The sequence below is a fragment of the Kitasatospora sp. NRRL B-11411 genome (assembly GCF_000721345.1).
In the GTDB taxonomy this organism is placed as follows: Bacteria; Actinomycetota; Actinomycetes; order Streptomycetales; family Streptomycetaceae; genus Kitasatospora; species Kitasatospora cineracea.
Genome location: NZ_JOGH01000165.1, coordinates 1 through 10,491 on the forward strand (window position 1 = coordinate 1; position 10,491 = coordinate 10,491).

General features: G+C 77.0%; 10 protein-coding genes. 5 read left to right on the forward strand and 5 right to left on the reverse strand.

Translation table 11 applies throughout. The features are described from left to right. Positions 1-228: 228 nt before the first annotated feature. Positions 229-1,188 (forward strand): hypothetical protein, encoded by a 960-nt coding sequence (locus tag IH44_RS0136710; protein WP_030464175.1) that lies wholly within the window; start codon positions 229-231, stop codon positions 1,186-1,188. A 150-nt stretch (positions 1,189-1,338) separates the two neighbouring features. Beyond that, on the forward strand, positions 1,339-1,686 hold the full coding sequence (locus IH44_RS0136715; protein ID WP_157852590.1) for a hypothetical protein: 348 nt from the start codon (positions 1,339-1,341) through the stop codon (positions 1,684-1,686). 43 nt (positions 1,687-1,729) lie between these two features. Here IH44_RS0136715 and IH44_RS0136720 read toward each other — a convergent pair whose 3' ends face one another. The 3 genes from IH44_RS0136720 to IH44_RS0136730 all read right to left on the reverse strand — a co-directional run bounded on the left by IH44_RS0136720 (position 1,730) and on the right by IH44_RS0136730 (position 4,991). Further along, positions 1,730-2,377: a response regulator transcription factor gene (locus IH44_RS0136720; protein WP_030464177.1), complete on the reverse strand. Its 648-nt coding sequence runs from the start codon at positions 2,375-2,377 to the stop codon at positions 1,730-1,732. Positions 2,378-2,409: 32 nt separating this feature from the next. After that, entirely contained in the window at positions 2,410-3,987 is a 1,578-nt protein-coding gene (locus IH44_RS0136725) for a sensor histidine kinase (protein WP_081967349.1), read from the reverse strand. Between the two features lie 155 nt (positions 3,988-4,142). Beyond that, positions 4,143-4,991, reverse strand: coding sequence for an NAD(P)H-binding protein (locus tag IH44_RS0136730; protein ID WP_030464179.1), 849 nt, complete (start codon positions 4,989-4,991; stop codon positions 4,143-4,145). A 105-nt stretch (positions 4,992-5,096) separates the two neighbouring features. Between IH44_RS0136730 and IH44_RS0136735 the strand changes: the two genes are divergently transcribed. Next, complete coding sequence (locus IH44_RS0136735; RefSeq protein ID WP_030464180.1) at positions 5,097-5,522, forward strand: MarR family winged helix-turn-helix transcriptional regulator; 426 nt, start codon at positions 5,097-5,099, stop codon at positions 5,520-5,522. A gap of 38 nt (positions 5,523-5,560) precedes the next feature. Here the strand turns inward: IH44_RS0136735 and IH44_RS0136740 are convergent, their stop codons facing one another. Then, complete coding sequence (locus tag IH44_RS0136740; protein WP_369795043.1) at positions 5,561-7,021, reverse strand: alpha/beta hydrolase family protein; 1,461 nt, start codon at positions 7,019-7,021, stop codon at positions 5,561-5,563. Positions 7,022-7,292: 271 nt separating this feature from the next. On the opposite strand from IH44_RS0136740, the gene IH44_RS0136745 reads away from it, so the two are divergent. Beyond that, positions 7,293-8,537, forward strand: coding sequence for a sensor histidine kinase (locus IH44_RS0136745; protein ID WP_030464182.1), 1,245 nt, complete (start codon positions 7,293-7,295; stop codon positions 8,535-8,537). Continuing rightward, entirely contained in the window at positions 8,534-9,196 is a 663-nt protein-coding gene (locus tag IH44_RS0136750) for a response regulator transcription factor (protein WP_030464183.1), read from the forward strand. Before IH44_RS0136745 ends, IH44_RS0136750 begins: the two co-directional genes overlap by 4 nt. Positions 9,197-9,263: 67 nt before the next feature. Here IH44_RS0136750 and IH44_RS0136755 read toward each other — a convergent pair. Continuing rightward, the coding region (locus IH44_RS0136755; RefSeq protein ID WP_030464184.1) for a PP2C family protein-serine/threonine phosphatase at positions 9,264-10,491 on the reverse strand (1,228 nt) is incomplete at its 5' end.

Consider the following 10,491-nt stretch of genomic DNA (forward strand, 5'->3'; position numbering starts at 1 on the left):
GTCCCCGTCCAGGCCCGGGTCACCGACTGCGCCGCCCGCACCACCTGACGGCGCCTCCGCCACTCCGCCCCGGCCCCACGCCCCGCCTGACGGCGCCTCACCCCGCCCATTGCGGACCGCTGCCGCCCGTCCCGGCCCCGCGCAGCGGGTTGCGGCGAACGGCTGAGCCGCCCCGCGCGTCGCCCGCCGCCGCGGCTGCCCGGGCCGGCCCGTGGCTAGGCTCCCGCCATGGGCACCCCCGAACGCACCCCGGAGCGCGCCGCCGCACCCGCGCCCGGGTCCGCGCCGCAGACTCCACGCTCCCCGCAGGCCCTGCACGCGCCGCGGGCCCGGCGGATCGCCGACCGGCTGTCCGTGCAGTTCCGCGTCCCCGTCGAGCCGCAGTTCGAGCCGGTCGGCCGGCGCTGGACGCTGCGCTGGTACGACGGGCCGACGGTGGACGCGGTGCGGTGCGCGCTGGCCCGGCTGTTCCCGGACGGGGCCGCGGACGCGCTCGCGGTGCGCCGGGACGTGACCACCCGGGCGCTGGCGCTGGCCGCGATCCGGGAGACCCGGGCGGGGGCGATGCACCGCTCGGTGGGCAGTTGGGGCCAGCGCTACCACCTGGAGCAGTTGCTGGCCGGGCAGGAGCACCCGGACCGGCCGGCCGATCCGCGCGAAGCGGCCATGCTGGAGCGGCTGTTGGCGGCGGCGACGCCCGAATCGGCGCGCGGCCCGGTCTCCCCCGACCTGTCCCGGGCGTTCGACCTGGTGGCCCGGGACGGGGTGGCCTGGCTGCTGCCCGAGCACCGCCTGGCCGGGCCCGCCGACCGGGACGCCCTGGCGCTCACCCCGCTGGAGTACCTGACCTCCCGTTACGCCACCGGCGTGCACCGCACCGCGTGGGAGAGCGCGTTGGCCGTGCTGCCGGTGCGCACCGCCGTCGCCGCCGCCCACGGCGACCCTCGGCCCGACCCGGACGCCGCCCGCGCGGCCCTCGCCCTGCTGCCCGTGCTGCGCGCCCAGCTCTCGGCGGAACTCGACGCGATCGGCAAACGCCTGGCCGCTGCCGCCGGGTCCCCGGCCGGGGCGCCCGCCGCAGCCACCGCCGTCGAGCCCCTCCTCGAACCCCCCGGCGACGCCCTCGCCGAACCTCTCGCCGAACCTCTCACTGAGCCCCTCACCGAGGCTCCCGCCGCCGCCCGGTAACCCTCCCGGCAGCGTATCGGTCCTCATTCTGCCTGTTCACGGCCGCTTCCGGTAGGACCGAGCGCACATCCGTCCTCCCTTGTCCGGCGCACCCCGCCGGCCGCAGACTCGTCCGCATTCCCCCCTTTGGACGAGAGCGATGGGAGCCGTGTGTCCTCACACGTTGATCAGGAACTGGCGTTGCGGGCCCGGGTGTTGCTGGCGGGCAGCGAGCCGCCCACCCCGTGGCAGGCGTACCGGGCGCACCGCTTGCTGGCCGGCGACAACCCGGCGGTGCACCTGCCGAAGCTGGCGCTGGCGGCGATCGAACTGACCGGCCACTACCCGGTGCTGATCCGGCGGGACCTGCAACTCGGCCTGATGGCCGAGGCGTTGGCCGTCGCGGCGGCCATCCCGGCGGACGACCCGTTCCGGCCGGAGGCGCTGCGGCAGATCCGCAAGGCGTACGCCGAACAGGCCGTCCGCCTCGGCATCCCCCCGCACCCCGAAACGATCTGACGTACCGTCAGGTCGGCTTTCCTCCAAGTAATCTGACGCTTCGTCAGAGTTCCGCGTCGCGGGCCAGCAGGGCGGCCTGCACCCGGTTCTCGCAGTCCAGTTTGGCCAGGATCCGGCTGACGTAGGTCTTCACCGTCGCCTCGCTCATGTGCAGCCGGGCTCCGGTGTCGGCGTTCGACAGCCCCTCGCCGAGCAGATCGACCACCGCGCGTTCGCGCGCGGTGAGCACGGCCAGCCGCCGCCTGGCCTGTTCGCCGCGCGCGGCCGCCGGGCCGTCGGCGAGGCTGTCCACGATGTGCCGGGTGGCGGCCGGGGAGAGGAAGGCGTGGCCGGTGGCGGCGGCCCGGACGGCCTGGATCAGTTCGCCGGGCGCGGTGTCCTTCAGCAGGAAGCCGGCGCCGCCGGAGGTGATCGCCCGGAGCACGTTCTCCCGTTCGCCGAAGGTGGTGAGCACGATGGCCCGGGTGCCGGGCGCGGCGCGGGGCAGTTCGGCGAGCGCGCTGAGCCCGTCCATGACCGGCATCCGGATGTCCAGCAGCAGGACGTCCGCGGCGAGTTCGGCCGCCATCCGCAGGGCCTGCGCCCCGTCGGGGGCCTCGCCGACCACCTCGATGTCCTCGGCGGAGGTGAGGATCATCCGGATGCCGGCCCGGATCAGCGGCTCGTCGTCGGCCACCAGGACACGGATCACCGGGCACCTTCCTCTGCTGCTCTTCGGCCTGCTCACACCTTGCCATGGAAGTGCTGCTTCTCGACCAGCAGGCCGTCCTTGAAGCAGAACCGCACCACGTCCTGGTCGTCGCCGTCCCGGTCCCCGGCGAACCAGCGGCAGTGCGCGCCCTCGGGCAGCGGCGGGCCGATCCGGCGGAAGTCCTGGGTGAGGAACTCGCTGCCGACCGGCAGCCGTTCGTTGACGGACTGCTCGCTCTGGCCGACCTCGACGGCGTCGTAGAGCCGGGTGGGGACGGTGGCGTCCCGCAGCGAGCTGACGAACATGATGGCGCCGAGCGCGGCGACCGCGGCCACCACTCCGAGCACCGCGAGCGCGCCGAGCGCGCAGCCCACCGCGGGGCTCCGGCGGCGCTTCTCCGGCTCGGTCAACTCCCCGGCGAGCAGGGCGAGTTCCTCGTCGTCGGGGAGGGCGGCGCGGGCCCCCTCGGCGGTGTAGGGCAGCATCCCGGCCAGCCGGAAGCCGCCGTCCGGCAGCGGCCCGCTGTGCACCATGCCGCCGAGCAGCCGGGCGCGTTCGCGCAGCCCGGTCAGGCCCTGGCCGCCGGAGACCGCCGCGGTGCCGTCGCCGCCGGGGCCGTTGACCACCTCCACCACCAGGGTGTCCGGCTCGTAGCGCACGGTCAGTTCGATCGCCGTGCCCGGGGCGTGCTTGTGCGCGTTGGTCAGGCCCTCCTGGGCGATCCGGTACGCGGCGTGGCCGGTGGGCGCGGGGAGCGGGCGGGGCGTGCCGAGGTGGCGCAGTTCGATCCGGGCGCCGGCCGCGCCGGAGGTCTCGGCCAGCCGGTCGATGGCGTCGACGCCGCCGGGGGCGGTCGCGGTGTCCTCGCGCAGCAGGCCGACCACCTCGCGCAGTTCGCGCATCGCGCCGGTGGCGGCCTGGCGCAGCACGGCGACGGCCTCGCGCTGCTGCTCGCCGAGGGTGCGGTCGACCTCCAGAGCGCCGGTGTGCACGGCGATCAGGGCGAGTTGGTGGCCGAGGCTGTCGTGCATGTCCTGGGCGATCCGGTGGCGTTCGCGCAGCCGGGCCTGGCGGGCGATCATCACGCGTTCGCGGAGCAGTTGGGCGTTGCGTTCGCGCAGGCTGTCGAGCAGCGCGACGCGCTGGGCCCGGTAGCGGCCGATGACGGCGGGCAGGACGCCGGTCAGCAGGTACCCGGCGATGCACAGGCCGAGCAGGACGGGCAGCGGGAAGTGGTCGCGCCGGTTCTGCAGCAGGCCGACGCCGACGGTGGCCAGGAAGCCGAGTCCCAGCACCGCCGGGGTCCGCCAGGGCCGGCTGATCCGGCGCCCGGCCGAGTACCCGGCGGCGACCAGCACCGGCAGGAACCCGGTCGGCCCGCCCACCCCGGCCGCCGACACCACCAGCACCGGCCCGGGCAGCCCCCGCCGCAGCGCGAACAGCACCGCGCACGCCCCCACCACCAGCCCGGACGGCCACCCGCCGCTGTCCCCCGCCTGGAACAGCGCCGCGAGCCCGCACACCAGCAGCCCGCCCAGCACCTCCCGGACCGCCAGTTTCCACCGCCAGGGCCCAGGGAACGCCCGCCCGATCCACGCCCGCATCCGCATCCGCACCCCCCGACCCTAGCCAGCCCCGCCCCGGCCCCGATGCCGCCGAAAGTCGACGCCGCGCCCCGACCATCGTCGCTGCCCCGCCGGAGCGGCCGGGCGCAGCCGAGCGGCCGGACCGCCGCCGGGCCGCCGGCTCAGCGGAAGGCGCCGGCTCAGCGGAAGGCGTCCGCGTGCCGGGCGCACCAGTCGGCGAAGGTGCGGGGCGGGCGGCCGAGCAGGCGGGCGACGGTGTCGGTGCGGAAGCCGGTGGTGTCGGCGCGCAGCAGGGCGAAGGCCTCGGTGACCGCCTCGGCGAGGGCGGCGGGGGCTCCGGCGGGGAAGCGGGCCCGGACGGCCTCGGCAGGGGTGGCGGCGGGGCGGACCTCGATCGGGCGGCCGGTGGCGGCGGCGAGCAGGGCGACCTGTTCGGTGACGGTGAGCGCCTCTCCGCCGGTGAGCGCGTGGTGCTCGCCCCGGTGTCCGTCCCCGGTGAGGACGAGGGCCGCGACGTCGGCGATGTCGGCGGGGTCGATCGGGGCGAGGCGGCCGGGGCCGACCGGGTCGAGGACGTAGCCGCCGGTGCGGACGGTGTCGACCCATTCGAGGGCGTTGGTCATGAAGCCGCCGGGCCGCAGGACCGTGTACGGGATGCCGCTGCCGCGGACGGCCTCCTCCCGTTCGCGGTGCCAGCGGCCCATCGCGGGCACCGGGTCGCCGAGCACGTTGGCCGAGGACAGGTGCACCAGGTGCCGCACCCCGGCGGCCCGGGCGGCGGCGACGGCGTGGGCGGTGTGGGCGGTGCCGAGGCCGGGGGTGAGCAGGAAGAGCCGTTCGACGCCCACGAACGCCGGGGCCAGGGTGGCGGGTTCGCCGAGGTCGCCGACGGCGCGTTCGATCCGGGCGGGCAGCGCGGCGGCCCGGGCCGGGTCGCGCACCAGGACGCGGATCCGGGCGCCCTTCGCGTCGAGCGCGCGGACGAGTTCGCGGCCGACGTTCCCCGTCGCACCGGTGACCAGTATCATCGTTCCCCCAGAAGCCGTTAGCCGTCTACTGATTTCCCGGACAGGACGCTAGCCGGTAACTGATTAGCCGTCAATCGACCTGCTGGCACCGACCGGAGAGCCGCCATGCCCGACTTCCTCGACCTGCACGGCAAGACCTCGAAGGCGCTGCGGGCCGCCGCCGACGCCGGCATGCGCCGCCACGGCCTGCACCTCGGCCAGAACCTGCTGCTCGCCGCCCTCTGGGAGCAGGACGGCCGCACCCCCGGCGAGATCGCCGCCGCCCTGGAGGTCACCACCCCCACCGTCGTCAAGATGGCCACCCGGATGGCCACCGCGGGCCTGCTCACCCGCGCCCGCGACGACCGCGACCAGCGCCTGGTCCGCCTCTGGCTCACCGACGCCGGCCGCGCCCTCCAGCAGCCGGTCGAGGCCGAACGGCGCCGTCTCGAGGAGCAGGTCACCGCCGGCCTCACCGCGACCGAGCGCCGCCACCTGCTGACCGCCCTCGCCAAGATCCACCGCGCGGCCACCGCCCTGCCCGCCGAGTAGCCCCGCCCGCCGAGGAGCAGGTCCTTCCGGCCTCCTCGTCAACTGCCGTCCGGGCGGTGGACGGTGAGGCTCCCGTGGGCCGCCAGTGCGGCGGCCGGGTCGCCGGGGGTCTGCCGCAGGACGGCGTCCAGGAAGGCCAGGGTGGTCTCGGCGAGCATCCGCGGGCTCCCGGTGCGGCCCAGGGTGCCGGTGACCGAGGGCAGCGGCGGCAGGTAGAGCGGGGCGTCGGTGAAGGTGAGGTGGGCGGCGCCGGGGACGGTCAGCCGGTAGCTGGTCGCGGTGTCGGCCGCGAGCGCCTCGGTGAGGCGGGGCAGGTAGCGCGGGTCGGTGGCCGGGGTGACGGCCTGGGTGAGCGCCAGCACCGGCTGGTGCAGGGCGGGCGTGGCGGGGCCGTGCGGGAAGCCGTCCAGGTCGACGGCCGCGGCGAACCGGGCGTCCTGCCGGGCCGCCTGGAGCGCGGCGGCCCCGCCCATCGAGTGCCCGGCCACCGCGGCCCGGCCGGTGTCCAGCCGTCCGGCCAGCGGGTCGCCGCCCCCGGTCCGGCCCAGGTCCGCCAGCCGGGTCAGGGCGAAGCGCAGGTCCGCGGCCCGGACCGCCGTCCAGTCGGCCGCGAGCTGCTCGTCCCGGTCCCGGTCGCCGCTGGAGGCGGTCGCGGCCCGGACCGTCCGGCCGTCGTCCAGGACCACGGCCGCGCAGTCGTACGGGTGGTCGAGCGCGGCCACCAGGTAGCCGTGGGCGGCCAACTCCTCGGCCCAGGCGGTGTTCTGGGTGCGCGCCCCGCCCGACCCCGGCGAGAACAGCACCACCGGGAACCGCCCGCCCCCGCCGGCCACCGGCGCCCCGGCCACCGCCCGGGAACGGGCCCGCGCCGCCCCGTCGAACAGGAAGCCGGGCAGGCCGGCCCCGCCCGCCAGCGCCCCGGCAACGGTGCGCGCCTCCTGCTCCGTCCGCCCCAGGTACGGGGCCCGCGGCGCGCCCGCCGGGCTCGCCCCCGCCGGGTACCAGAGTTGGACGACGACGGTCCGCCGGTCGTCCGGGTCGGCGGTGAAGGTCTCCGGCCGGTCCGGGTCGGTCCACTGCACCACCCGGGTCCCGACCGGGTACGGCCCCGACGGCACCGGGAACACCGGCACCGGGAACGCCCACGCCGCCAACGGCCCCGCCGCCACCAGCCCCAGGGCGGCCGCCGACCCCGGCAGCGCCAGCCACCACCGGGCCCGCCACCGCGGCCCGCCCGGACGCCGCCGCAGCCCCCGGAGCAGCGGCGCCGCCGCGAACGGCAGCGCCACCGCCCCGCCCACCAGCACCGGCAGCAACTGCCAGCGCACCCCCAGCACGCCCAGCACCGCCGCGGACGGCACGAACACCGCCACCGCCGCGGCCCGGCCGCGCGCCCGGGCGGCGGCGGGAAGCCAGCGCGCCGCCACCAGCGCGGCGGCGGCCAGGACGACGAGGAACTCCGGAAGGGACAGGAACAGTCCCGTGATGGTCTCGGTCACGCCGCCATCCTCGAAGCGGCACGCCCCCCGCCGCATCAGCCCCCGGTCGCCGGCCGCCGCCACCCCGGTCGCACTCCGAACCCCCCGGCCGGCCGGTCCCGTTGCGACTCCGGGAGGTACCGCTTCTCCTCCTCCGGTCGTACCCGGACCCGCCGACCTCCGACGGCGGGCTCATGCGCACGGCCGCACCCGCCGCCTAGCGTGGCAGCACCGGAACGCCCGGTTCCCCTCCCCCTCCACCACCGCGCCCACCGAGCGACAGGAACACCCGATGACCGAGGCGGCCGCCCGACCCGAGGAGGCCCACCCGGGACTCCGCCGGCTCCACCTGCCCCTCCGCCTGCCCCGCCATCCGTCCCTCCACCTGCCCCTCCACCGGCTGCCGCCCGCCGCCCGGGAGGCACTGCCGGTGGCGCTGCTGCTGCCGCTGCTCCTGCTGCACCTCGCGGGCACCGCCCGGTCGTCGGACCTCCCGTTGGCCGCCGCCCTCACCACCGCCCTGGTGCTGCCGCTGGCCTGGCGGCACCGGGCCCCGTACCCGGTGTTCGGCACGGTGGCCGCCGCGGCCCTCCTCCAGTGGCTGGCGGACGTCCCGCTGCCCGCGGACGTGGCCCTGCTGGTGGCCCTGTACGCGGTGGCCGTGCACGCCGGGCGGCGCGGGACGCTCGCCGCCTGCGCCGTCGTGCTGGGCGGTGCCCTGGCGGCCTGCCTGCGCTGGTCGACGGACGGCGCGTTCGCCGCCCCCTTCGTCGCCCTGGCCGCGACGGCCGTCACCGCCGCCACCCTGGGCGCGCACGCCCGCACCACCCGCGCCCACCTCGCGGTGCTGGCGGAACGGGCCGCGCACCTGGCCCGGCAGCAGGAGCAGCGCGAGCGGTTGGCCGTCGCCGAGGAGCGGGCCCGGATCGCCCGGGAGGTGCACGACATCGTCGGCCACCACCTGTCCGTGATGGTCGCGCTCACCGACGCCGCCGTGCACGTCCGGGACCGGGCCCCCGAGCAGGCCACCGCCGTACTGCTGCGGGCCGCCGAAACCGGCCGGCAGGCCCTGACCGACCTGCGGCGGCCGCTCGGCCTGCTGCGCACCGGCGAACCGGACCCGCAGCGCCACCCGCTGCCCGGCATCGCCGAGTTGGAGCCGCTGGCCGACCGGATGCGCGCCGCCGGGCTGCCCGTCCGCCTCGACGTCCACGGCGAACCCGAGCGCCTGCCCGCCACCGTCCAACTGACCGTCCACCGCCTGGTGCAGGAAGCCCTGACCAACACCCTCAAACACGCCCCCGCCGGCACCCGCGCCGAGGTCCGGATCCGCTGCGCACCCGCCGCCGTCACCGTGGACGTCACCGACGACAACCCCGCCCCGCGCCCCGCCACCGCCTCCGGCCAGGGCATCCCCGGCATGCGCGAACGCGCCGCCGCCCACGGCGGCACCCTGTCGGCCGGCCCGCTCCCGGACGGCGGCTGGGCCGTCCGCGCCCGCCTGCGGCTCGGCGGCGGCCCGGCGGCGTCCGCATGACGGTCAAGGTCCTGGTCGCCGACGACGAGGCGCTGCTCCGGATGGCCTTCACCACGATCCTGGCGGCCCAGCCCGACCTGACCCCGGTCGGCGAGGCCGAGGACGGCGACCGGGCCGTCCGCCTCGCCCGCGAACTGCGCCCCGACGTCGTCCTGATGGACGTCCGGATGCCCGGCACCGACGGGATCGAGGCGACCCGGCGGATCACCCGCCTCTCCCCGCCCGTCCGGGTCCTCGTCCTCACCACCTTCGACCTCGACGAGTACGCCTTCGCCGCGCTCGCCGCCGGCGCCTCGGGCTTCCTGCTGAAGAACACCCGGCCCGAGGAGCTCCTCACCGCGATCCGCAACGTCGCCGCGGGCCACGCGGCCCTCTCCCCCCGCATCACCCGCCGCCTGCTGGACGACTTCCGCCCCCACCTCCTCCCCACCGGCACCCCCGACGACCACGCACGCCTCGGCCGCCTCAGCACCCGCGAACGCGAGGTCCTCGTCGCCGTCGGCCACGGCCTCTCCAACACCGAGATCGCCGCCACCCTCCACCTCGCCGAAGCCACCGTGAAGTCCCACCTCGGCCGCATCCTCCACAAACTCGCCCTCCGCGACCGCGTCCAAGCCGTGGTCTTCGCCCACACCCACCACCTCGTCCACCCCACCTGACCCCCGCCGCCCCAGGCCACCACCCCAGGCCCACCCGCCCGTCAGCGCGCCCCATCCTCTCCTCCCCTCAACTCCCCGCCCCCGTCAGCCGCGCGATCAGCACCGCGATGTCGTCCGCCCGGTGGGCGTCGTGCCGGGCCTGGCCCAGCAGGAAGTCGGCGAGGGGTTCGAGGGCGGGGGTGGTGGCGTGGGCGAGGGCGGTGCGGAGGCGGTCGATGCCCTCGCTGAGGGTGGCGGTGGCGGATTCGACCAGCCCGTCGGTGTAGAGGACGAGGGTGGCCCCCGGCGGCAGCCGGGTCTCGGTGGCGGGGAAGTCGAGGTCGTGGTCGATGCCGAGCAGCGGTCCGCCGGCGAGGTCGAGGGCGGTGGTGCGACCGTCGGCTTCGCGCAGCAGTGGCGGGGGGTGTCCGGCGCGGACGGCGCGCAGGGTGCGGGTGCCGGGGTGCAGGCGCAGCAGGCAGCAGGAGGCGAGCAGTCCGGCGTCGAGGTCGACGAGGAGGTGGTTGGTGCGTCGGGCGACGGTCTCGACCGGGTCGTCGCCGCTGGCGAACGCCCGTACCGCGCTGCGGAGTTGGCCCATGAGGGCGGCGGCCTTGACGCTGTGCCCCTCGACGTCGCCGATGATCAGGACGACGCCGCCGTCGGGGGTGGGCAGGACGTCGTACCAGTCGCCGCCGATGTCCATGCCGCGGGTGCCGGGCAGGTAGCGGGCGGTGATGTCGAGGCCGGGGACGGCGGGCAGCCGGTGCGGGAGGAGGGCCTGTTGGAGGCCGCGGGCGACGGCGGACTCGGCGTCGTAGAGGCGGGCGCGTTCGAGGGCCTGGGCGATCAGGCCGCCGAGGGCGGTGAGGACGGAGCGGTCCTCGGCGGTGAACGGCCGGGGGCGGTCGAAGCCGAGGATGAGGCTGCCGACGGGGTGGCCGGAGGCGATCAGCGGGAGGAAGGCCCAGGCGGCCATCTCGTCGCGCGGGATGCCGGGGTAGGCGGCGGAGAGTTCGCGGGCGGACTCGAAGAAGATCGGCGCGCCGGTGGTGAACACCTCGGTGCCGGGCAGCCGGGCCCGGATCGGGGTGCCTTCGAACGGGTCGAGGAAGCCTTGGGGGTAGCCGCTCTCGGTGACCAGGTGCATCCGGCCGCCGCGGGCCAGGTAGAGGGCGAGTTCCTGGCCGCCGAAGCCGGGCAGGATCTGGTCGACGACGGCCTCGGCGACCTCCCGGACGGTGACCGCCTCGGTGAGCGCGGAGGCGAGTTGCAGCAGGTGGTAGACGCCGCCGAGGGAGGCGGGGGTGGGGGGG

Excerpts from the sequence above, each read along its gene's own strand:
- IH44_RS0136710 (WP_030464175.1), top strand. The coding sequence starts at position 229 with ATGGGCACCCCCGAACGCACCCCGGAGCGCGCCGCCGCACCCGCGCCC.
- IH44_RS0136725 (WP_081967349.1), bottom strand. The coding sequence starts at position 3,987 with ATGCGGATGCGGGCGTGGATCGGGCGGGCGTTCCCTGGGCCCTGGCGG.
- IH44_RS0136730 (WP_030464179.1), bottom strand. The coding sequence starts at position 4,991 with ATGATACTGGTCACCGGTGCGACGGGGAACGTCGGCCGCGAACTCGTC.
- IH44_RS0136735 (WP_030464180.1), top strand. The coding sequence starts at position 5,097 with ATGCCCGACTTCCTCGACCTGCACGGCAAGACCTCGAAGGCGCTGCGG.
- IH44_RS0136745 (WP_030464182.1), top strand. The coding sequence starts at position 7,293 with ATGACCGAGGCGGCCGCCCGACCCGAGGAGGCCCACCCGGGACTCCGC.
- IH44_RS0136750 (WP_030464183.1), top strand. The coding sequence starts at position 8,534 with ATGACGGTCAAGGTCCTGGTCGCCGACGACGAGGCGCTGCTCCGGATG.